The sequence below is a fragment of the Microbacterium sp. SORGH_AS_0969 genome (assembly GCF_030818255.1).
Lineage (GTDB): Bacteria > Actinomycetota > Actinomycetes > Actinomycetales > Microbacteriaceae > Microbacterium.
This window is the reverse complement of record NZ_JAUTAG010000001.1, coordinates 3,735,096-3,756,518: the sequence shown is the minus strand read 5'-3', so window position 1 is coordinate 3,756,518 and position 21,423 is coordinate 3,735,096. Positions and strand designations below refer to the sequence as shown.

18 protein-coding genes and 1 pseudogene are annotated in these 21,423 nt (G+C 71.0%); 11 read left to right on the top strand and 8 right to left on the bottom strand.

Annotation, left to right across the window (positions count from 1 at the left end):
- The first annotated feature begins 39 nt into the window (after positions 1 to 39).
- Together QE388_RS17630 and QE388_RS17625 are read left to right on the top strand one after the other, a co-directional pair.
- Complete coding sequence (locus QE388_RS17630; protein WP_307386810.1) at positions 40 to 1,665, top strand: ABC transporter ATP-binding protein; 1,626 nt, start codon at positions 40 to 42, stop codon at positions 1,663 to 1,665.
- A 61-nt stretch (positions 1,666 to 1,726) separates the two neighbouring features.
- Entirely contained in the window at positions 1,727 to 2,320 is a 594-nt protein-coding gene (locus tag QE388_RS17625; protein ID WP_058598183.1) for a helix-turn-helix domain-containing protein, read from the top strand.
- Positions 2,321 to 2,398: 78 nt separating this feature from the next.
- On the opposite strand, the gene QE388_RS17620 is transcribed toward QE388_RS17625, so the two are convergent.
- The 7 genes and pseudogenes from QE388_RS17620 to QE388_RS17590 form a co-directional block, all read right to left on the bottom strand.
- A complete protein-coding gene (locus tag QE388_RS17620) occupies positions 2,399 to 2,947 on the bottom strand; it encodes a hypothetical protein (RefSeq protein ID WP_307386808.1) in 549 nt (182 codons plus the stop codon).
- Between the two features lie 218 nt (positions 2,948 to 3,165).
- Positions 3,166 to 4,521: pseudogene (locus QE388_RS17615) on the bottom strand (APC family permease); the annotation flags it as partial.
- Between the two features lie 281 nt (positions 4,522 to 4,802).
- Positions 4,803 to 6,197, bottom strand: a complete 1,395-nt coding sequence (locus QE388_RS17610) for an aspartate aminotransferase family protein (RefSeq protein WP_307386805.1) — start codon at positions 6,195 to 6,197, stop codon at positions 4,803 to 4,805.
- Positions 6,194 to 6,664 (bottom strand): Lrp/AsnC family transcriptional regulator, encoded by a 471-nt coding sequence (locus QE388_RS17605; RefSeq protein ID WP_013583237.1) that lies wholly within the window; start codon positions 6,662 to 6,664, stop codon positions 6,194 to 6,196. Before QE388_RS17605 ends, QE388_RS17610 begins: the two co-directional genes overlap by 4 nt.
- Before the next feature lie 148 nt (positions 6,665 to 6,812).
- Positions 6,813 to 8,237: an aminobutyraldehyde dehydrogenase gene (locus QE388_RS17600; RefSeq protein ID WP_307386802.1), complete on the bottom strand. Its 1,425-nt coding sequence runs from the start codon at positions 8,235 to 8,237 to the stop codon at positions 6,813 to 6,815.
- Positions 8,234 to 9,595: an aspartate aminotransferase family protein gene (locus QE388_RS17595; RefSeq protein ID WP_307386801.1), complete on the bottom strand. Its 1,362-nt coding sequence runs from the start codon at positions 9,593 to 9,595 to the stop codon at positions 8,234 to 8,236. Before QE388_RS17595 ends, QE388_RS17600 begins: the two co-directional genes overlap by 4 nt.
- A gap of 18 nt (positions 9,596 to 9,613) precedes the next feature.
- Complete coding sequence (locus QE388_RS17590; RefSeq protein WP_275798167.1) at positions 9,614 to 11,101, bottom strand: CoA-acylating methylmalonate-semialdehyde dehydrogenase; 1,488 nt, start codon at positions 11,099 to 11,101, stop codon at positions 9,614 to 9,616.
- A gap of 96 nt (positions 11,102 to 11,197) precedes the next feature.
- Between QE388_RS17590 and QE388_RS17585 the strand changes: the two genes are divergently transcribed.
- The 3 genes from QE388_RS17585 to QE388_RS17575 all read left to right on the top strand — a co-directional run bounded on the left by QE388_RS17585 (position 11,198) and on the right by QE388_RS17575 (position 16,763).
- Positions 11,198 to 12,817 carry a PucR family transcriptional regulator gene (locus QE388_RS17585; RefSeq protein ID WP_307386799.1) on the top strand — a complete coding sequence of 540 codons (1,620 nt, stop codon included), beginning with the start codon at positions 11,198 to 11,200 and terminating at the stop codon, positions 12,815 to 12,817.
- A 44-nt stretch (positions 12,818 to 12,861) separates the two neighbouring features.
- Entirely contained in the window at positions 12,862 to 14,553 is a 1,692-nt protein-coding gene (locus QE388_RS17580; protein ID WP_307386798.1) for a cellulase family glycosylhydrolase, read from the top strand.
- A gap of 152 nt (positions 14,554 to 14,705) precedes the next feature.
- On the top strand, positions 14,706 to 16,763 hold the full coding sequence (locus QE388_RS17575; protein WP_307386796.1) for a glycosyltransferase family 39 protein: 2,058 nt from the start codon (positions 14,706 to 14,708) through the stop codon (positions 16,761 to 16,763).
- A 69-nt stretch (positions 16,764 to 16,832) separates the two neighbouring features.
- On the opposite strand, the gene QE388_RS17570 is transcribed toward QE388_RS17575, so the two are convergent.
- Positions 16,833 to 17,630 (bottom strand): alpha/beta fold hydrolase, encoded by a 798-nt coding sequence (locus tag QE388_RS17570; RefSeq protein WP_307386794.1) that lies wholly within the window; start codon positions 17,628 to 17,630, stop codon positions 16,833 to 16,835.
- Between the two features lie 57 nt (positions 17,631 to 17,687).
- Between QE388_RS17570 and QE388_RS17565 the strand changes: the two genes are divergently transcribed.
- The 6 genes from QE388_RS17565 (at position 17,688) to QE388_RS17540 (ending at position 21,331) form a co-directional block, all read left to right on the top strand.
- A complete protein-coding gene (locus QE388_RS17565) occupies positions 17,688 to 18,254 on the top strand; it encodes a mismatch-specific DNA-glycosylase (protein ID WP_275798175.1) in 567 nt (188 codons plus the stop codon).
- Complete coding sequence (locus QE388_RS17560; RefSeq protein ID WP_275798177.1) at positions 18,251 to 18,673, top strand: DUF2809 domain-containing protein; 423 nt, start codon at positions 18,251 to 18,253, stop codon at positions 18,671 to 18,673. Before QE388_RS17565 ends, QE388_RS17560 begins: the two co-directional genes overlap by 4 nt.
- Before the next feature lie 27 nt (positions 18,674 to 18,700).
- On the top strand, positions 18,701 to 18,997 hold the full coding sequence (locus QE388_RS17555; protein WP_275798179.1) for a DUF1905 domain-containing protein: 297 nt from the start codon (positions 18,701 to 18,703) through the stop codon (positions 18,995 to 18,997).
- A gap of 8 nt (positions 18,998 to 19,005) precedes the next feature.
- Positions 19,006 to 19,464: an A24 family peptidase gene (locus tag QE388_RS17550; RefSeq protein WP_275798180.1), complete on the top strand. Its 459-nt coding sequence runs from the start codon at positions 19,006 to 19,008 to the stop codon at positions 19,462 to 19,464.
- A gap of 96 nt (positions 19,465 to 19,560) precedes the next feature.
- Positions 19,561 to 20,625, top strand: coding sequence for a YhjD/YihY/BrkB family envelope integrity protein (locus QE388_RS17545; RefSeq protein WP_275798182.1), 1,065 nt, complete (start codon positions 19,561 to 19,563; stop codon positions 20,623 to 20,625).
- Positions 20,618 to 21,331: an NAD(P)H-hydrate epimerase gene (locus QE388_RS17540; RefSeq protein ID WP_307386790.1), complete on the top strand. Its 714-nt coding sequence runs from the start codon at positions 20,618 to 20,620 to the stop codon at positions 21,329 to 21,331. Before QE388_RS17545 ends, QE388_RS17540 begins: the two co-directional genes overlap by 8 nt.
- The last annotated feature ends 92 nt before the right edge of the window (positions 21,332 to 21,423 follow it).

Here is a 21,423-nt window from a genome sequence, read left to right as displayed (position 1 = left end):
CGCGATCGGCGAGACACACACCGCTCAGGGGGGCTCGCGATGACCGTTCTCAGCGTCCGCGACCTCCGCGTGTCGATCGGCGAGAACCCCATCGTTCGGGGACTCGACTTCTCGGTCGAGCGCGAGCAGACGCTCGGCATCGTCGGCGAGTCGGGCTCGGGCAAGTCCATGACCGTCCTCGCCGCGACCGGGCTCATCGACGCCCCGGGGCGCCGCGTGTCCGGCTCGAGCATTCTGCGGACGAGTCCGGATGCCCCAGGCGTCGAACTCGTCGGAGCGACCGACCGCACCCTCCGGTCGGTGCACGGCGACGCCGTCGGCTTTGTCTTCCAAGACCCCTCGACGTCGTTGAACCCCTTCCTCACGGCGGGCCGGCAGATCGCGGAGTCGCTCGAGGCGCATCGCGGACTCACCCGCCGGGCCGCGCACACCCGGGCGATCTCGCTGCTCGAGGCCGTCGGCATCCCGGATCCGGCGTCGCGGGTGGAGGCGTATCCGCACCAGTTCTCGGGCGGGCAGCGCCAGCGCGTCATGATCGCGATCGCGCTCGCGTGCGATCCCGCCCTGCTGGTCGCCGACGAGCCCACGACGGCTCTCGACGTGACCACGCAGGCGCAGATCATCGACCTCGTGCAGCAGTTGCAGCGCGATCGCGGCACCGCGGTCGTGTGGATCAGCCACGACCTCGGGGTCATCGGGCAGGTGGCCGACGACGTGATCGTGCTGCGCCACGGCGAGGCCGTCGAGCAGCGCCCCCTCGCCGACGTGTATGCCGATCCGCAACACGCCTACACGCGAGAGCTGCTCGGGGCACGACCCCGCGTGGTCGCCGGTGCGGGACCCGCGCCCGAGCCCTCGGCGCGGCCGCTCCTCGCCGTCGAGAATCTCGACGTGCGCTTCGCCGTGCAGACCCCCGCGGGCCGCCGCACGGTTCACGCGGTCGACGACGTCTCGTTCACCGTGCGCCGTGGGACGACCCTCGCGCTCGTGGGCGAGTCGGGCTCGGGCAAGTCGACGATCGCGAACGCGCTCACCGGACTCGTCGCCCCCCACGCGGGGACGGCGACCCTGGCGGATGCCACCGGCGAGGGCGTGCGCGACGCGCTGCGCGCCCCGCGTCGCGAGCGTCGGCGCATCGCGATGGTCTTCCAGGACCCCTTCGCCTCGATCGATCCGCGTCGCACGATCGCCGACGCGATCGCGGAACCCCTGCGCGTGCATCGCCTCGGCGGAGGGACGGCCGCGTCGCGCTCCGCGCGCGTGCGAGAGCTGCTCGAGCTCGTCGACCTCGATCCCGCCTTCGCGGCGCGCTTCCCGCACGAGCTGTCCGGCGGGCAGCGTCAGCGCGTGTCCATCGCGCGCGCTCTCGCGCTCGAGCCCGAGCTGGTCATCCTCGACGAGGCGACGGCATCCCTCGATGTGTCGGTGCAGGCGCGCGTGCTCGCGCTCCTGCGGCGGCTGCAGGTCGAGCAGGGGCTGACGTATCTCTTCATCGCGCACGACCTCGCGATCGTGCAGCAGATGAGTCACGACGTCGTGGTGCTGCGCGGCGGCCGGGTCGTCGAAGCGGCGCCCGCGCCCGAGCTGTTCGCGCACCCCCGTGAGGAGTACACGCGCGCGCTCCTCGCCGCGGTGCCGCCCGACGGCCCGAGGGCGCGCGCGTGACGCGCGGGAGACCCGAGGGTACGGCGCCGATCAGCCCTGATCTCGATACGCTGACACGGTCATGACCAGAGCCACGGATGCCGATGAGCAGCGCACCGTCGAGACCCTCGGGGCCGCGGTGCGAGATGCCCGCAAGCGCCTCGGCCTGAGCGTTCAGGCTCTGTCCGAGAAGGCCGGCGTGAGCTTCGGCCTGGTCAGCCAGCTCGAGCGCGGACTCGGCAACCCCTCGCTGCAGTCGCTTCAACGGCTCGCCGGGGCTCTCGGCATCCCGGTCGCCCAGCTTCTCGACGAACCGGCCGTGCCGCTGGCCGTGGTCACCCGCGCGAAGCGTCACATCATGCCGGTCGCCGTCGACGCCCCGGCCTCGCAGCGCGCCGTCCGCGAGCTCCTGACGCCGCGCGGGGAGTCGATGCTGCAGCTGATCCGCTCGACGCTGCCCGTCGGGTTCTCGAACGAGGCGAGTCCGTTCCGCCACATCGGCACCGAGACGGTCACGGTCGAGTCCGGCGTGCTCGTGGTCTGTCAGGCCGACCGCCGGGTCGAACTCCACGCGGGCGACACCGTCACCTACGGCTGTTCCGAGCCGCACTGGTGGGCGAACGGCCACGACGCCGAGACGGTGGTGCTGGGCGCGGTCACCCCGTTCGAGCGGTGAGCTCGTGCGCCCGCCCGGGCGTGCGAAACTCCTGAGATATCGTGCGCGCTGCCCTCTCCACGGGCTCCGGCGCACTGCTCAGGCACAGAACTCAGGAGTTTGGCTCGCCCGCGGGCACCCGGAACGCGAAGCGATCGCCCGGCGACAGCACGTGCTCGTCGTCGCAGCGGTACCCGCGAAGCCAGGGGACCCCCCGATGACGCGCAGGTAGAAGCCCTTGGGGTAGTCGTGGTCGGCGCGCAGCACGGGGGAGGCGACGTTCACGGAACCCGTCGGTGCGCGGCCGGTACTCAGGATGCTGTCGGGAGCGCTCGCCTGATCGAGGGTGGCCAGGCGCAGGTACGGCGCGGCGCCCGGCGGACAGAGCCCGAGACCGTGCCGGGCGGCTGCGTCGAAGACCTGCGGCAGGGTCGCGCCGTCCGGAAATCCCAGGTCGGCGACGGATCTCTCGACCACCGTGACCGTCTCGCGCGCGGCGTCGTCGAAGACGGCATCCGCGAGGAGGGTTTCCGCAAAGGGATTGCGATGGATGCCGTGGGCGTCGAGTCGCTCGATCAAAGCGTCACGGCTGAGCCCGCCGACGTCGATGGTCCACGTGGTCCGGTGGGAGCCGTCGATCATGCGCATCGACGCAGCGTACCCTCGGGCGCAGGCCCGCGGCGGGTCGCCGGCCCCTCGCCCGCGTCCCGCGTTCCGGAACCGACTCTCCGGTCGACCGTGCTGCGGCGCGCACCGCGCCTCGGGCGGGCGGGATCTCCGGAGCGCGGAACAGCGTCGGCCGCGACACCCCGTGTGAGGGATGTCGCGGCCGACGCGGTTGCCAGCGCGGTTGTCAGGCCCTGGCTTCAGATCTCCGAATGCGGACCGGGGAGCGTCTTGTTGACCCCGGTGACCGGCTGGTTCTCGTCGAACGAGGCGATCGGACGACGGAAGCCGCGCGTGAGGATCACGAGGTACACGACGCCGAGAGCGGTCCAGATGAGACCGCCGATGAGGGCATGCATGTCCAGGTTCACCCACAGCAGGGCCGTCAGCAGCAGACCGATACCGGGCATCACGATGTATCGGATGACGTCGCCGGGCGTCTTGCGCAGGCCCTTGCGGATCGCGAACCACGCGATGACCGAGATGTTCACGAACGAGAACGCGACCAGGGCGCCATAGTTGATGTACGCCGCGATCTGCTCGAGCGTGAACGCGATCGCCAGCAGGCTCACCACGCCCACGATGACGATCGAGACCGTGGGGGTGTGCGTCTTGGGGTTGATGAACCCGAAGATCCGGCGGGGGAGCACGTTGTTGCGGCCCATCACCATGAGCATGCGCGAGACCGACGCGTGCGAGGCCAGCCACGACGCGAGCGTCGCCGCGAACCCGGCCGCGGTCAGCACGGCCTGCAGCACGGGGCCACCGACCTGCACGCCGATCTCGGGCAGGGTGCTGTCCTCGATCGCCTCCTGCGGGAAAGCGGTCGAGTCGGGGAAGCGCAACTGGGTGAAGTACGCCGCGACGAGGAAGATGACGCCACCCGCGATGAGCGTGAGCAGGATCGCGCGGGGCATGATCCTCGGCGTCTTCGCTTCCTCCGAATACATCGACACCGCGTCGAACCCGATGAACGAGAAGCAGACGACGGTCGCTCCGGCCAGGACTGCGCCGAACTGCACCTCGCTGTGGGCGAAGGGAGCGAGCGAAACCGCGGTGCCGGCTCCCGCGCCGCCGACGAGCTGCACGAACACCATGACCACGAAGACCGTCATCACGAGGATCGAGAACACCAGCAGGATCATGTTGACGTTCGAGGTGCCGCGCATCGTGAGGTAGATGACGCCGGTCACGCCGGCGGTGAACACGACGACCCAGATCCAGCCCGGGACGTCGGGGAACAGCGCCTCCATGTAACTGCGCAGGATCAGCGCGTTCACCATGGGCAGCAGCATGTAGTCGATGAGTGCGGTCCAGCCGACGACGAAGCCGACGCCGGGGTGGATCGACTCGCGCGCGTACGTGTACGCGGAGCCGGCGCTGGGGATGACGCGGACCATCTTCCCGTAGCTGATCGCGGTGAACACGAGCACGACGAGCGCCACCGCGTACGCGGCGGGCACGACGTTGTTCGTCTTCTCGGCGACGAGGCCGAAGGTGTCGAAGACGACGGTCGGGGTCATGTAGCCCAGGCCCAGGCCGACGATCGACCAGAGACCGAGGGTGCGGGCGAGCTTCGCGCCCGAGTTCGCGGGTGCCGTCGCGGCACCGAGGTTGTCGTTCGTGGCTCCTCCAAGAGGGTGCGGGTCACGACGCGGTCGTGACCGGAGATGGTGTCGGGTACAGCATCGGGAGCACCGCTCGGGGTGGGAGCGGGGGTGTCGGCGAGGGTGGTGCCGGGGAAGCGTGGGTCGGTGTCGTCGGGGGTGTGCGGCGGGGTGCTGCCGCCGGAGCGGAGGGGATGCCGACAGGGGTGGCGTCGGCATCCCTGTCGGGGTCAGAGGCGGTTCGACGCCTCGGTGAGGACCGAGCGGAGGATCTGCTCGATCTCGGTGAACTCGGCGGGGCCGAGGGTCAGAGGAGGGGCGAGCTGGATGACGGGGTCGCCCCGGTCGTCGGCGCGGCAGTACAGGCCCGCGTCGAACAGGGCCTTCGACAGGAAGCCGCGCAGCAGCCGTTCGGACTCGTCGTCGTCGAAGGTCTCTTTCGTCGCCTTGTCCTTGACGAGTTCGATGCCGAAGAAGTAGCCGTCGCCGCGCACGTCGCCGACGATGGGCAGGTCGAGCAGCTGCTCGAGCGTGGAGCGGAACAGCGGCGAGTTCGTCCGCACGTTCTCCAGCAGCCCCTCTTCCTCGAACACGTCGAGGTTCTCGAGCGCCACTGCGGCCGAGACGGGGTGCCCGCCGAAGGTGTAGCCGTGCGGGAACGAGGCGTCGCCGTGGGCGAAGGGCTCGTAGATCCGGTCGCTGATGATCGTGCCGCCGAGAGGGGAGTATCCGCTGGTCACGGCCTTGGCGAACGTGATCATGTCGGGCTGGTAGTCGTACGCCGAGGCGCCGAAGTAGTGGCCCAGGCGGCCGAAGGCGCAGATGACCTCGTCGGAGACGAGCAGCACGTCGTATCTGTCGCAGATCTCGCGCACCCGCTGGAAGTAGCCGGCCGGGGCGGGGAAGCATCCGCCCGCGTTCTGCACGGGCTCGAGGAAGACCGCGGCGACGGTCTCGGGCCCCTCGAACTGGATCATCTGCTCGATGCGGTCCGCGGCCCACAGGCCGAACTCCTCGGGGGTCCCGCCGCCGAAACCGGACTCCTCGGCGCGGTAGTAGTTCGTGTTCGACACCCGGAAGCCGCCGGGGGTGACCGGCTCGAACATGTGCTTCATCACCGGCAGCCCGGTGATCGCGAGGGCTCCCTGGGTCGTGCCGTGGTAGGCGATCGCGCGCGAGATGACCTTGTGCTTGGTGGGCTTGCCCTGCGTCTTCCAGTACTGCTTGGCGAGCTTGAACGCGGTCTCGACCGCCTCGCCGCCGCCGGTGGAGAAGAAGACGTGGTTGAGGTCGCCCGGGGCGAGGTTCGCCAGTCGCTCGGCGAGCTCGATCGCGGCGGGGTGCGCGTACGACCAGAGCGGGAAGAACGCGAGCTCCTCGGCCTGCTTCGCCGCCGCCTGCGCGATGCGGCGGCGTCCGTGCCCGGCGTTGACGACGAACAGGCCCGCGAGCCCGTCGATGTAGCGCTTGCCGGTGGAGTCGAAGATGTGGTGACCCTCGCCCTTGACGATGATCGGCACGCCGGGCCCGTCGGTCATCACCGACTGACGGGAGAAGTGCATCCAGAGATGGTCGCGGGCCTTCGCCTGGAGGGCCGCGTCGTGGTCGGTGTCGAGAAGGGTCATCGTGTTCCCCAGTTGTAGAGCTGTCGGTGGAGCTTGAGGTAGACGAACGTCTCGGTCGAGACGACGTCGGGCAGGGCGCGGACGCGGTCGTTCAGCAGATCGATGAGGTCGTCGTCGCTCTCGCAGACGACCTCGACGAGCAGATCGAACGACCCTGCGGTGGAGACCACGTAGGTCACGCCCGGCAGTTCCGCCATCTCGGCCGCGACGACGCGGGTGTCTCCCGACACCCGCACGCCGATCATCGCCTGGCGGGCGAAGCCGAGTTGCAGCGGATCGGTGACGGCGACGATCTGCAGGATGCCGGCATCCTGCAGCTTCTGCACGCGCTGTCGCGTGGCGGTCTCGCTGAGACCGACGGCTTTGCCGATCTCGGCGTAGGAACGCCGCCCGTCTTCCTGCAACTGCTCGACGATCGCCTTCGACACGCGGTCGAGGGTGACGCTGCGATCAGTCGCGGAACTCATGATGGGCGACGGTATCAGCGGGACGAGGGGGATATCAATGATGAATTCGGAATTTAAAGCGCGGAAACACAACGGAAACCGTCGTGCGGAGCCGCCGCGCGCGGGTACGCAAAAGGGGCCGGGCGAATCCGCCCGACCCCGTGCGCCCCTACGCCAAGCTCGCCATGACGTGCTTGAGACGCGTGTAGTCCTCGAAGCCGTAGATCGACAGGTCTTTGCCGTATCCGGAGTGCTTGAACCCGCCGTGCGGCATGTCCGAGACGAACGGGATGTGCGCGTTGATCCAGACGCACCCGAAGTCGAGGTCGCGACTCAACCGCAGCGAACGGCCGTTGTCGCGCGTCCAGACCGAGGCGGCGAGGGCGTACGGCACGCCGTTCGCGAGCTCGAGAGCCTCCTCCTCGGTCTCGAACGACTGCACCGCGAGAACAGGCCCGAAGACCTCCTGCTGCACGAGTTCGTCGTCCTGACGAAGACCCGTGACGACGGTCGGCGCGAAGAAGCATCCGGTGTTGCCGACGCGCGTACCGCCGGTCGCGACCCGCGCGTGCGCGGGGAGTCGATCGATGAAGCCCTCCACGCGCGCCAGCTGGTCGGGGTTGTTCACCGGCCCGAAGAACGCGTCCGGATCGTCCGGGGCTCCGACGCGGACGTTCTGCTCGACATACGCGACGAGGCGCTCCACGAACGCATCGTGCAGCGACGAGTGCACGAGCAGGCGCGTGGCCGCCGTGCAGTCCTGTCCGGCGTTGAAGAACGCGGCCTCGGCGATTCCGGATGCCGCGGCCTCGAGGTCGGCGTCCGGAAAGACGATCGCGGGCGCCTTGCCGCCGAGCTCGAGGTGCACGCGCTTGAGGCCCTGTGCGGCCGAGGCCGCGACCTGCATCCCGGCGCGGACGGACCCGGTGATCGCGACGAGCTGCGGCGTCGGATGCTCGACGAGCGCCCGGCCGGTGTCGCGGTCGCCGAGGACGACGTTGAAGACCCCCGGCGGCAGGATCTCCGCGGCGATCTCGGCCAGCAGCACCGTGGTCTGCGGGGTCGTCTCGCTGGGCTTGAGCACCACCGTGTTGCCGGCGGCGATCGCGGGGCCGATCTTCCATACGGCCATGTTCAGCGGATAGTTCCACGGCGTCACCTGCGCCACGACGCCGATCGGCTCGCGCCGCACGTACGAGGTGAATCCCTCGGCGTACTCCGCTGCGGCTCGACCGTTCAGCTCGCGAGCGGCACCCGCGAAGAAGCGCAGCTGGTCGACCGACTGCACGATCTCGTCGGCGACGAGGGTGGCGCGCGGCTTCCCGGTGTCCTCCGACTCGAGATCGGCGAACTCCTCCGCGCGGGCCTCGAGAGCGTCCGCGAGGCGGAACAGCGCGAGCTGACGTTGGGCCGGCGTCGCGCGCTTCCACGCCGGGAACGCGGCCGCGGCGGCGGCGACGGCGGCATCCACCTCCTCGTCCGTCGAGACCGGGGCCTGCGCGTAGACCTCGCCCGTGACCGGGCTGATGAGGTCGAGCAGGGTGCCCTCGGATGCGACCGACTCGCCGCCGATCACGTTGTGGAGCACTCTCACGATGCCGCTGCCTCGTCGGCCACCGTGAGCGCCTCGTCGATGATGTCGAGGCCGCGGACCAGCTCCTCCTCCGTGATGACGAGGGGAGGGGCGACGTGCACGCGGTTGAAGTGCGTGAACGGCCAGAGGCCCGCCTTCTTGCACGCCGCCGCGAACGCCGTCATGGGCGCCGCCGAGGGCCCCGCCGCGTTGAAGGGGACGAGCGGCTCACGCGTCTCGCGATCGCGCACGAGTTCGATCGCCCAGAAGAGCCCGCGCCCGCGAACCTCTCCGACGGACGGATGCCGTTCGGCCATGGCCCGCAGACGCGGTTCGACGACGCGTTCGCCGAGGTCCCGCACCCGCTCGAGGATCCCGTCGCGCCGGAACACCTCGAACGTGGCCACGCCGGGCGCGCACGCGAGCGGGTGACCCGAGTAGGTGAGGCCGCCGGGGAAGGCCACGGTGTCGAAGTGCGCCGCGATCGCGTCGGAGATGACGACGCCACCGAGCGGGACGTAGCCCGAGTTCACGCCCTTGGCGAAGGTGATGAGGTCGGGGACCACGTCGAACGCGTCGACCGCGAACCACTCGCCGATGCGCCCGAAGCCGACCATGACCTCGTCGGCGATGTAGACGATGCCGTACTTGTCGCACAGGGCGCGGACGCCGGGCAGGTAACCCGGCGGCGGCACGAGCACACCGTTCGTGCCGACCACGGTCTCGAGGATGATCGCGCCGATCGTCGACGCCCCCTCGAGGATGATCGTCTGCTCGAGGTGCTCCAGTGCCCGGGCCGTCTCCTCGGCCTCGTCCGCCGCGTGAAACGCGGAGCGGTAGGCGTACGGACCGAAGAAGTGCACGACCGAGGCGTCGGCGGGCTCGTTCGCCCAGCGGCGCGGGTCACCGGTCAGGGTGATCGCGGTGGAGGTGTTGCCGTGGTAGCTGCGGTACATCGCGAGCACCTTGCGCTTGCCCGTGACCAGCCGCGCCATGCGGACCGCGTTCTCGTTGGCATCCGCCCCGCCGTTGGTGAAGAAGACCTTCGACATGCCCTCGGGGGCGACCTCGGCGATGCGCCGGGCGAGTTCGCCGCGCACGTCGTTCGCCATCGCGGGCTGGATGGTGGCGAGCTCGCCCGCCTGCCGCTGGATCGCGGCGACGAGATCGGGATGCTGGTGCCCGAGGTTGAGGTTCACCAGCTGCGACGAGAAGTCGAGGTAGCTGTTGCCGGCGTAGTCCCAGAACGTCGCGCCCGAACCTCCCGCGACCGGCAGCGGGTCGATGAGCGCCTGGGCGCTCCAGGAGTGGAAGACGTGGCCGCGGTCGTTCGCGCGGACCCGGGCGTCGGTGTCGAGGTCGGGGGAGGTGAGGGTCATGGCTGTACCTTTCCGCGCTCAGTGGTTGCTCGGGAACCCGAGGCTGATCTGGCTCTCGCTCGGGTCGGGCCAGCGCGTTGTCACGACCTTGCTGCGGGTGTAGAAGTGGATCGATTCCGGCCCGTAGATGTGTGAGTCGCCGAAGAGCGAGTTGCGCCAGCCGCCGAACGAGAACGCCCCGACCGGAACCGGGATCGGCACGTTCACGCCGACCATACCGACCTCGATGTCGAACTCGAACTGGCGGGCGGTGCCGCCGTCGCGCGTGAAGACGGCGGTGCCGTTGGCGAAGGGGCTGGAGTTGATGAGCTCCACGGCCTCGTCGTACGTCTTGACGCGCACCACCGAGAGCACGGGTCCGAAGATCTCGTCGTCGTACACCTTCATGCCGGGGGCCACGCGGTCCACGAGCGAGACGCCGATGAAGAAGCCGTCGCCCTCGAACTGCTGCGTCGTTCCGTCGACGACGACCTCGGCGCCCTCGGCCGCCGCTCCCGTGACGTACGAGGCGACCTTGTCGCGCTGCTCGCGCGTGATGAGCGGACCCATCTCGCTCGCGGCATCCGTCCCGGGTCCGATCTTGAGGCCCTCGATGCGGGATGCCACCTTCTCCACCAGCGAGTCGGCGACGTCGTCGCCCACCGCGACCAGCACCGACACGGCCATGCAGCGCTCGCCGGCGGAGCCGTAGGCGGCCGAGACGGCGGCGTCGGCGGCGGAGTCGAGGTCGGCGTCGGGCATGACGACCATGTGGTTCTTCGCGCCGCCGAGGGCCTGCACGCGCTTGCCGTTCTCGGCGGCGCGCGAGTAGATGGACTTCGCGATCGGCGTGGAGCCGACGAAGCTCACGGCGCGGACGTCGGGGGAGTCCAGGAGCGCGTCGACGGCGACCTTGTCGCCGTGCACGACGTTCAGCACACCGGCGGGAAGCCCGGCCTCCTCGAACAGCTTCGCGAGGAACAGCGACGCCGACGGGTCCTTCTCGCTCGGCTTCAGCACGACCGTGTTGCCGCAGGCGATGGCGGATGCCGTCATCCACAGCGGCACCATGACCGGGAAGTTGAACGGGGTGATGGCCGCCACCACGCCCACCGGCTGCTTCACCGAGTGCACGTCGACGCCGCGGCTGACCTGCTCGGCGTGCTCGCCCTTGAGCAGGTGCACGAGACCGGCGGCGAACTCGACGTTCTCGATGCCGCGGCTGATCTCGCCCTTGGCATCCGAGAGCACTTTGCCGTGTTCGGCGGTGATGATCGCCGCGAGCTCGTCGGTGCGCTCGACGAGGAGGTGGCGGAGGCGGAAGAACACGTCGGCGCGCTTGATCAGACTCGTCGCCCGCCACGCGGGGAGCGCCGCCTTCGCGGCGGCGATGGCCTCGTCGACCTCGGCGGTGGTGGCGAACGCGACGCGCGCCTGCACCTGACCGGTCGCGGGGTCGAAGACGTTTCCCGTCCGTGCGTCGGTACCGTGCGCGGCTCCGGCGATGTGGTGGCGGATCAGGGTCATGCGTATCCTCCTCGGCTGAGCGATCCCGGACACTCCGACCGGGCGCGCATTAGGGTGTGTGAGATTGATTCTTCGGGTGCCGTGGAGGGAACGCACGTGTCTGATCGTCGCGAATCCGAGATCCATCGGACAAATCGTCCGGTCGTCGAGGACTCCGGTCTCCCGACGCTCGCCGAGGCTCTGGACATGCCGGGTCTCGCCCAGGGGATGCCGGAGGTGCTGGCCGGAGAAGAGGCCCTCGGCTCACGGGTCCGCTGGGTGCACGTCTCGGACAGCCCCGGAGTCGGTCGCCTGCTGGACGGGGGAGAGCTGCTGCTCACCACGGCCTCCGCGTGGCCCGAGCACCCCGACGACCTGCGCGCCCTCGTCGCGGATTTCGCGGCGGCAGGGTTGGTGGGCATCGTCATCGAGTTGGGGGCGCACTATCGCTACGTGCCGGCGGTCGTCGTGGACGCGGCGCGCTCCGCCGGTCTCGTGCTCATCGCCCTGCACCGCGAGGTCAAGTTCGTCGCCGTCACCGAGCAGGTGCACCGACGGATCATCGACGATCAGACGGCGGCCCTCCGCGCCCGCGACGAGGTGCGGAGCCTGTTCACCGACCTCGCCCTCCGCGGTGCGCCCGCCGATTACGTGGTGGAGCGCCTCGCGCGCACCCTGCGCGCTCCGGTGATCCTCGAGTCGCTCGCGCACGAGGTGGTCGTCGCCGACCTCGCGGGCGCCGACCACGTCGTTCTCGAGGGGTGGCAGGAACGCTCGCGGCTGTCCGGACGCGTTCCCGACGATTCCCGCACCATCGTTCCCGTGCAGGCGCGCGGCACGCGCTGGGGTTCGCTCGTCGCCCTGGCGGGTCCCGCCCACCCGGCCGGACGCCTCGCGGTGCTCGAGCAGGGGGCCACCGCTCTCGCTCTGGGGCGGCTCGCCGACCCCGCGGGCGAGGACTGGGTGCATCTCGGGCGCCGCCGCCTCGTCGACGATCTCGTCGCCGACCGCTACGGATCCCTCCCCGAGGCCGCGGTGCGACTCTCGGCTGCCGGGCTGCTGTCGGAGGGGATGGCGATGCTGGGCCTCGCCGTGAGCGGGGCCGGCGCAGCCACCATCGAAGCCGCGGCGGCCGAGGTCTGCGCGCGCGCCCTCTGCGGCACCCCACGCCGCGCCGACGAGCCGGCCGAGGGATGGATGCCGGTGCTCCTGGCCCTCCCGTCCACGACCACTCTCGCGGGGGCGACGGTCGACCGCTTCCTCGCGGCACTGCGCACCGGCGGTCGGGTGCGCCTGGTCGTGGGACCGCGGGTCGATCCGGCCGCCCCCGAGGACATGCTCGTCCGGACGCTCGATTCGGCGCACGAGGCTCTCGACCTCGCCGAGTCGGGGGAGATGGGCGAGTCGGGCGTGATGTGGGTGCGGCGGCATCCGCTTCGACGGTTCGTGGCGGCGCTGCGGGGCGACCATCGCCTGCTCGCCCACGCCGAGTCGATGCTCGCGCCCCTCCTCGACCTTCCCGCCGCGCGACGGGACGATCTCCTCGACGCCCTCGCCGCGGTGGTGGCCCACCCCGGCAATCGCACGGCGGCGGCGACCGCGGCGCACGTGTCGCGGTCGGTCTTCTACCAGCGTCTCGACGCCCTCGAAGAGATCCTCGGAGTGCGCCTCGACGACGGTGAGGTGCTCGCCGCCCTCCACCTCGCCGTCGCCGTGCATCGCGCGCACGCCTCGTGACCCTCGGGACGACATAGGATGTGCCGGAAAGGCGGGGGCCAAGGGTGCGGAAGACGACCATGCGGTGGCGGCGCGCGGGAGCGCGACTCGCCGCCGTCGCGGCGGCGGCGACGATGATGATCGCGGGTGCCGTCGTGCCGTCGGCGACCGCGGCGTCGGTGCCCGGGTGGCTGTCGACCAAGGGGTCGACGATCGTCACGGCCTCCGGTTCGCCCTACGTGATCAAGGCGACGGCGTGGTTCGGGATGGAGACGTCCACCTGCGCCCCGCACGGGCTCTGGTCGATCTCGCTCGACGAGGGACTGGATGCCATCGCGGCGATGGGTTTCAACACCATCCGACTTCCGTTCTCGAACGAGTGCCTCGCGGCGAAGAGCTCGAACTCCATCAACGCGGCGGTCAATCCCGGACTGGTCTCGCTGTCGCCGTTGAAGCTCATGGACACCGTCATCGCCCGGGCGAAGGCGCACGGCCTGTCGGTGATCCTCGATCGTCACCGCCCCGACTCGGGCGCACAGAGCGAGCTCTGGTACACCTCTCAGTACAGCGAGAAGCGCTGGATCGACGACTGGAAGATGCTCGCGGCGCGCTACAAGAACGAGCCCGCCGTGATCGGCGCCGACCTGCACAACGAGCCGCACGGTCCGGCCTGCTGGAACTGCGGCGACGCGTCCCGCGGCTGGCGCGCCGCGGCCACGCGGGCCGGCAACGCCGTCCTGTCGGTCAACCCGAAGCTGCTGATCATCGTGGAGGGCGTCGAGAACCAGGGCGACGGCACGGCGACCTGGTGGGGCGGCGGTCTCAAGGACGTCCGCTCGGCCCCGGTCACGCTCTCGGTGAAGAACCGCGTCGTGTACTCCCCGCACGACTACCCGGCCACGGTGCACCAGCAGCCGTGGTTCTCGGCACCGAACTACCCCGACAATCTCGAGGGGATCTGGGATGCCAACTGGGGTTACCTCGTGCGCCAGAACATCGCGCCGGTGCTGCTCGGTGAGTTCGGCACGAAACTCGAGACCGAGAGCGATCGGGCCTGGCTGAAGACCCTCGTCGCTTATCTCGCCAAGACGAAGATGAGCTACGCCTACTGGTCGTTCAACCCGAACAGCGGCGACACCGGCGGCCTCGTCACCGACGACTGGCGGACGTGGCAGACGGCCAAGCTCGCCGCACTCCGGCCCATTCTGACCCCGTCGCCCGCGTCCACCCCGAAACCGACGTCGACGCCGAAGCCGACGGTCACGCCGAAGCCGACGTCGACCCCGAAGCCGACCGCGACGCCGAAGCCGACTGCGACGCCGAAGCCGACGGTCACGCCGAAGCCGACGTCGACCCCGAAGCCGACCGCGACGCCGAAGCCCACGGCCACGCCGAAGCCCACGACCACGCCGAAGCCGACCTCGAGCCCCCAGCCTCCGGCATCCGCCTCGCCCCGGCCGGCACGCATCACGGCGTCGTGGCTCCCGCAGAGCGCGTGGGGCGAGGGCTACGTCGCCGAGGTCGAGGTGACGGCGACGGGCCCCGTCTCGCGCTGGCAGGTCTCGTTCGAGGCTCCCGGGACGACCTCGGTGTCGAACGCCTGGGGCATGAGCTGCCGCCTCTCCGGCACGACGGTCACGTGCCAGAGTGCCGACTGGGCGTCGACCCTCGCGCCGGGGCAGACGGTGCGCGTGGGGCTTCAGGCCGTGGCGACGAAAGCGCCGTCGTCGCCGAAGCTGTCGGTCGCCGCTTCGTGACCGTCCCCGTCCGGCGGCGCGTCGCGCACGGACGGGCGTGCGGACGGGAGCACGGAGACGGCGACGCCGGTTCAGCCGCCGCGGCCTGATACACGCCTGGCTCATAGGTGCGCTGAAGCAACCGTGAGTGAACGCCTGCCTACCATCCCGACATGACCGCCACCCTCGACTCGATCTCTGCCCCGCCCCGCGAGGCCGAGGCTCCGCCCGCCCCTCGCCGGCGGACCTGGATGTGGGGCGTGATCGGGGTCGGGGCCCTCGCACTCTTCCTCAGCGGATGGCAGGTATGGGCGGGCGCACCCTCCGAGTACTACGCGTCGATCGCGCTGTCCATGAGCCGGTCATGGTCGAACTTCTTCTTCGGCGCCGTGGACCCCGCGGGCACGGTCACCCTCGACAAGATCCCCGGCTCGTTCTGGATCCCCGCGCTGTTCGTGCGGGTCTTCGGGTACTCGGCGTGGACGGTCATCCTGCCCAACGCGCTCGCCGCCACGGCCGCCGCGCTCATCACCGCCGTCACGGCCAGGCGCCTCGCGGGGATCCGCGCGGGTCTTCTCGCCGGGGCGATCGTCGCCGTCACCCCGATCCTCGTCGCCGTCTCGCGGTCCAATCAGCCCGAGTCATTCTTCGTCCTCGGCCTGTCGTTGACGGCGTGGGCGTCGGTGCGGGCGGTCCAGACGAAGAGCGTCGGGTGGCTGGTCGCTGCGGGAGCCTTCATCGGCCTGTCGTTCCAGTTCTACATGCTCGAGGCGTGGGCGGTCTGGCCCGCGCTCGCGGCGGCCTACCTCTGCACCCGTCAGGCGTGGGGGCGGCGCCTCGTGCACCTCGTCGTCGCGGGAGCGGTCAGCCTCGCGACGTCGCTCTGGTGGGTGGCGATCGTCTCGCTCATCCCCTCCGGCAGCCGGCCCTACATCGGCAGCACGATCGGCGACAACCCGTGGGAGATGGTCTTCGGGTACAACGGCCTGGGGCGCTTCGGCGCGACGGCCGACAGCACGACCTACGAGTCCTTCACGCCGCCCTTCTCCGGCGACCCGGGCATCCTGCGCTTGTTCAACGCGCAATTGGCCGGGCAGATCGCCTGGTTGATACCGGCAGCGCTGATCGGCATCGTGGTGCTCTGGATCCTCCGCTTCCCGCGGCCGCTCACCGTCCTGCTGACGATCTGGACGCTCACCTTCGCGGCGATGTTCTCGACCGTGGCCGGAATGCACCAGTTCTACACGGCGGCCCTCGCTGTTCCGCTCGCTCTCGTCGTCGCCGTCGCGCTCACCGCCGCTCATCGGACGGGCACAGTCTGGCCGCAGATCGCGATCGTCGGAGTCGCGGGGCTCACCGCGGTGATCGTCGGCTTCTCGTACGGCGGCTACAGCGTCCCCGTGTCGCTGGCTCAGGCCGCGGCCGCCGCGGCGGCCATCGTGCTGCTCCTCTCGCGCCACCGCGCGCGCGTGATCACCGCGGTAGCGATGATCGTGGGGCTCCTGCTCACGCCGACCGTGTGGTCGGCGGTCACGATCGCCCACCCGAGTTCGATCAACCCCGTCGCCGGCGGGGTATCCGAGATGTCGGCCGGGGGCTTCGGCGGAACGGGTCGGGGACCCGGCGGACAGGGAACGGGCACCCGCACCGACGGCGGCTCGTTCCCGGGCGGTGCGCAGGCCGGCGGCCGGGGCGGCGGTCAGAGCGGTCCCCGGTCCGGCTTCGCGCCGGGTGGCTCGGGCACCGCGCCGGGGAGCGGACGAAACGGCACCATGCCCGGCGCCGGCGGCCGGCAGGGCATGACCCAAGGCGCCGACAGCGAGCTCGTCGCGTGGCTGGAGGCGCGCGACACGGGATCGACCTACGTCGCGGCCACCTTCGGTGCCCAGCAGGCGGCATCCCTCATCCTCGCGACCGACGGTGCGTCGATCCTTCCGATCGGGGGGTTCAACGGTAGCGACGACGTCCCGACGCTCGACAGGTTCATCTCGCTCGTTCAGTCCGGCGAGCTCCGCTACGTCATCGGCGGCGAGGACCGCGGGGCGGGCGGCGGCGCGACGGGATTCGGGGGGACAGGCTTCGGCGGAACGGGAAGCGCCGCCGGCGGAGGCGCGGCCGGCTCCGCCCGCTCGGCGAGCAGCGACACGGCCTCGGCGCAGATCCGCCAGTGGGTAGAGCAGAACTGCACGGTCGACGCGTCCGCACCCGGCACGGTGTACGACTGCGGGTGACGAGCGGGCACGCTCCTGCTGGGGCGACCGGGGGCGATCGCTCCCGCGCTTCGCGGGCGCGACGGCGCGTCAGCTTTCGCGCGAGAGGAACTCCACCCCGGCCTCGCGGAAGGTCCGTGCCCCCGGCGCATTCACGTGATGACGGCCGGGGATGTCGGCGAACTCGCCGTGCGGCAGGAGGGAGGCGAGGTGCTGCGACTGATCGTGGATCGGATCCTCGGTGCCGGTCGCGATGAGCACCGGTTGCTGCGGCGGCGACGCGGGGTCGGGGTCGGTCTCGCCGAGCCGCATCCCCTCCGCGATCGCGACGAGGGCCCGCAGGTCGTTGCCGGGTACGCGTTCGGCGAGCGAGACGTAGCGCAGGGTGGTGGCATCCTCCACCGGCGTGCCGTGGTCGAGGAACGCGCGTGCCTGGTCGACCTTCAACCGCGCCAGCGGACGACCGTCCGGGATGCCACCGAGCACCGCCCGCTCGACGTGCTCGGGCGCGTCGACGGCCAGCTGCCACCCCACCCGGCCACCGAGTGAATAGCCGAGGTAGCGAACCGAGTCGAGCAGGTAGGTGTCGAGGACCGCGACGAGGTCGCTCACCAGCGTCGGCATCGTGTACGACGCGGCGTCGTGCGGCTTGTCGCTCGCACCGTGGCCGCGCTGATCCACGGCGACGACACGGAATCCGGCGCGCAAGAGGTCGCGCACCCACCCCGTGTTGACCCAGTTGTCGCGCGTGCTCGACCCGAAGCCGTGGACGCACAGCACGGCGTCCGCGTCGGGGTCGCCCCACGTGTACGTCGCCAGCCGGACGTTGTCGCCGACGATGACGAACTGCGGCGCGGGGACCTCGGTGAGCGCGGGCACGGCATCCATTCCTCCGATCCTGGCAGATGAGCCGGTCGTGACCGAAGTAGTGGTCATAGTGGTCTCATGGGGTACACGCGCGCCGAGCTGGAGTCGTTCCGGGATGCCACGATCCCCGACCTCGTCGAGCCCGGGGTCCGGCTGCTCTTCGTCGGGATCAACCCGGGCCTGTGGACGGCGGCGACCGGCACACCCTTCTCGCGGCCGGGCAATCGCTTCTGGCCGGCGCTCGTCGAGGCGGGGATCCTGCCGCGCCTCCCGCGGTACGCGGAGCCGCTGAGCGACGCGGACCGGAGCATGATCCTCGGCGCCGGGCTCGGCGTGTCGAACCTCGTCGCCCGGGCGACGGCGCGCGCCGACGAGCTGTCGCGCGAGGAACTGCGAGCGGGCGCGGCGGCGCTGACGGAGCGGGTGGCCGCGTGGCGTCCGCGTGCGATCGCGGTGGTCGGGCTGACGGCGTACCGCGAGGGCTTCCAGCGCCCGAGAGCCGTCGCGGGGCGGCAGGACGACGAGATCGCCGGAGTTCCCACGTGGGTCCTGCCCAACCCGAGCGGTCTGAACGCCCACGACACCGTCGCGACCCTCGCGCGCGCGTACGCCGAGCCCGCGCGCGCGGCGGGGGTTCTCGCGTGACACTCGGGCGACGACGGTCCGCGGCGGCGGTGGCGCTCGTCGTGGTCGTCGCCCTGGGGCTGGTGGTCGCGCGCGGACTTCCCGACTCCGACCTGTCCGACATCTCCGGAGACGCGCTGTACGCCGTGGCCGTCTACACCGCGTTGGTGCTGGTGTGGCCGGGCGCTCGTCGAGGCCTCCTCGGGGTGGTGGCGGCCGCCTGGAGCGTGGGCGTCGAGTTCCTTCAGCTCACCGGGGTGCCGGCGGATCTTGCCGGGCGATTCCCGCCCGCGGCGCTCGTTCTCGGGAGCGGCTTCGACCCTCGCGACCTGGCGGTGTACCTGCTCGCCGCCGCCATCGCGCTGACGATCGACGCGGGCGCGAGCGCACTCCTCCTGCACAGGGGAGACCGCCGAGCCGGCGTCGGAGGTTCCCCGTAGGGTGACCAGCGACGGAAGGAGAACCACATGATCGTGCGTTTCGAGGGCGATGTCTACCGGTGGGAGGCCCGCACCGACAGCGACTGGTACTTCGTGGCCCTTCCGCCCGACCTGAGCGACGACATCCGCGAGACGCAGACCTTCCGCCGAGGCTTCGGCGGTGTCCGCGTCGACGCGACGATCGGCGACTCGGTCTTCCGCACGTCGATCTTCCCCCAGGCCGACGGGGTCTACGTGCTTCCCCTCAAACGCGCCGTGCGCGACGCCGAGGGCATCTCTCCCGGCGACATCGTCCTCGTCGACCTTCTCGTGCTCGACGCCTGAGGCACCGGATGCCATGGCCTCTGGTCGCCGCTCTGTCGGTGTTCGCCGGTCTCAGCGTGGTGCTCGCGATGGTCGACGCGCGGACCCGACGCCTCCCCGACGCGATCCTGGTGCCGGGCGGCGCCGCGGTGGTGGTGTTGCTGGGCGGGGCCGCGGTCGCGATCGGCGAGCCCGCACGACTTGTGGGGATCGCCGCCGGCGCCCTCAGCGCGTTCGCGGGATGTCTCGCGATGCACCTCGCGCGGCCGGCGGCATTCGGCGGGGGAGACGTCAAGCTGGCGGCCCTCTGCGGGGCGGTGCTCGGGTGGCACGGCCTCGAGGCCGTGGCATCCGGAATCGCCCTCGCCTTCCTCGCGGGTGGGATCGGCGCCGCCGGAGTTCTCCTCGCCGGAGCGCGAGGTCGGTCGATCGCGTTCGGGCCGTTCCTGCTGTTCGGCGCGTGGTGGCGGGTGATCGCGGGGCTGTGAGGGCGAAGATCGGCGGGCGGGAGCGAGGTTTGTCGGCGTCGGGCGCGGCGGTCAACCCCCGATGAGCAAGGTGGTTCGCCTCGTTACGCTGGGGCCATGGCCGACCTCATCCGTCGCGTCACCGCGTGGGCTCTGTCGCTCCGCCTCGTGCGCGCCTTCCTCGTCTATTCGGGCGCGCGGGGGCCCACGCTCGCCGACAGCGTCACCTATCGCACCCTCTTCAGCCTGTTCGCCGCGGTGTTGCTCGGCTTCTCGGCCGCCGCGATCTGGCTCTCGGGGAACCCCGAGGGCCTCGCGGCGCTCGAGCGGTCGGTGAACAACGTCGTGCCCGGGCTGGTGGGCACCGACGGGCTGCTCGACGTCAGCGCGATCAAAGCGCCGACGGAGTTCACCATCGCGGGTGTGATCGCGACGATCGGTCTGCTCGGCGCGGCGATCGGCGCGATCGGCTCCCTGCGCACGGCCCTCCGCCAGATCGCGGGAGTGACCACCGATGACACTCTGCCCGTCCTCGTCATCGTGCGTAATCTCGCCGTCGCCGTCGGCATCGGCATCGCGCTCGTGGGGGCCGCCCTCGTGACGTTCCTCGCGACGGCCGGTCTCACCTTCGTGCGCGGCCTCCTCGGCATCTCCGCCGACTCGTGGGTGACCGCCGTGTTGACGTGGGCGCTCTCGACGATCGTCGTCTTGGCGCTCGACACCGCCGCGGTGGCGGTCGCTTTCGCCGTGCTGGCGGGCGTGAAGACCCGTCGCCGCACGCTGTGGCGAGGGGCGCTGCTCGGAGGCGTCGGCCTGGTCGTGCTGCAGCAGCTGTCGGGTCTGTTCGTCGGCGGGGCGGGCAACAACCCGCTGCTGACCACGTTCGCCTCGCTCATCGCGCTCCTGCTGTGGCTCAACCTCTCGAGTCAGGTCATCCTCATCGCCGGAGCCTGGATCACCGTCGCCACCGAAGAAGACCACGACCGGGTCCGAGCGAAGTACGGCGCGACCACGTTGATCCAGTTCCGCGTCCGCCGAGCCGAGAAAGCGGTGCAGGCCGCCACGGGCGAGTTGGAGGCCGCCCGCGAGGCGGAGGCCAAGGAACGCGAGACGCTCGCGAAGAACGACCCCGCCGCGGCGGATCGTGAAGACGACGCCGAGCGGGCGGCATCCCGTGGCTGAGTCCGCGCCCGCGCGGGTCGCGGCTTACACCGCCGACGCCGTCCGTGCTGCCGAGGCCCCTCTTCTGGCTGAGGGACGTCCCCTCATGCGCTGGGCGGCCCGGGCTCTCGCCGACGTCGCGATCGCCGAACTCCGTGTCGCCCCGGGTGCGGTCCTCGTCCTCGCGGGCGCGGGAGACAACGGGGGAGATGCGCTCTTCGCCGCCGCTGACCTCCTTCAGGCGGCGGACCGCGTCGACGTCGTCCTCGTCCGCAACCGCGTCCACCGCGAAGCACTCGACACGGCGGTGGCCGCCGGGGCGCGCGTCGTCTCCGTGTCGGAGGCCTCCACCCACGTGGATGAGTACGCCCTCGTCCTCGACGGCATCCTGGGCATCGGGCGTCTCGCCGACCGGCGGCTGCGGGGGAGCGCCCGCGCCCTCGTCGAGCGCCTCCTCGCGCTTCCGGACCGCCCGCGGGTCGTCGCCGTCGACGTGCCGAGCGGGCTCGACCCCGACGACGGGACCGCGGATGCCATCGTCCTCCCCGCCGATGTCACGGTCACGTTCGGTGCCCTCAAGGCCGGCCTCGTGCGCGGGCGCGGACCCGGGCTCGCCGGCCGCGTGCACCTCGTCGACCTCGGTCTCGAGCCCTATCTGCGGCGTGCGCACCCCGCCGTGACCGCCGCGATCGAGGTGGTCCGGGAGGACCCGCGCACGCGGGCCTGACGCGCGCCCGGCGCTCACTCCACGCCGCGAGACTGCACGCAGCTGACATCTCGGCGACATCGTGCAGGGGGGGTGTCAGCGCGATGCAGTCT

Bases quoted from the DNA above. Each gene is read 5' to 3' on its own strand.
- QE388_RS17630 (WP_307386810.1), top strand. From the start codon at position 40: ATGACCGTTCTCAGCGTCCGCGACCTCCGCGTGTCGATCGGCGAGAAC.
- QE388_RS17625 (WP_058598183.1), top strand. From the start codon at position 1,727: ATGACCAGAGCCACGGATGCCGATGAGCAGCGCACCGTCGAGACCCTC.
- QE388_RS17620 (WP_307386808.1), bottom strand. From the start codon at position 2,947: ATGCGCATGATCGACGGCTCCCACCGGACCACGTGGACCATCGACGTC.
- QE388_RS17610 (WP_307386805.1), bottom strand. From the start codon at position 6,197: ATGACCCTTCTCGACACCGACCACGACGCGGCCCTCCAGGCGAAGGCC.
- QE388_RS17605 (WP_013583237.1), bottom strand. From the start codon at position 6,664: ATGAGTTCCGCGACTGATCGCAGCGTCACCCTCGACCGCGTGTCGAAG.
- QE388_RS17595 (WP_307386801.1), bottom strand. From the start codon at position 9,595: ATGACCCTCACCTCCCCCGACCTCGACACCGACGCCCGGGTCCGCGCG.
- QE388_RS17590 (WP_275798167.1), bottom strand. From the start codon at position 11,101: ATGACCCTGATCCGCCACCACATCGCCGGAGCCGCGCACGGTACCGAC.
- QE388_RS17575 (WP_307386796.1), top strand. From the start codon at position 14,706: ATGACCGCCACCCTCGACTCGATCTCTGCCCCGCCCCGCGAGGCCGAG.
- QE388_RS17570 (WP_307386794.1), bottom strand. From the start codon at position 17,630: ATGGATGCCGTGCCCGCGCTCACCGAGGTCCCCGCGCCGCAGTTCGTC.
- QE388_RS17565 (WP_275798175.1), top strand. From the start codon at position 17,688: ATGGGGTACACGCGCGCCGAGCTGGAGTCGTTCCGGGATGCCACGATC.
- QE388_RS17555 (WP_275798179.1), top strand. From the start codon at position 18,701: ATGATCGTGCGTTTCGAGGGCGATGTCTACCGGTGGGAGGCCCGCACC.
- QE388_RS17550 (WP_275798180.1), top strand. From the start codon at position 19,006: ATGCCATGGCCTCTGGTCGCCGCTCTGTCGGTGTTCGCCGGTCTCAGC.
- QE388_RS17545 (WP_275798182.1), top strand. From the start codon at position 19,561: ATGGCCGACCTCATCCGTCGCGTCACCGCGTGGGCTCTGTCGCTCCGC.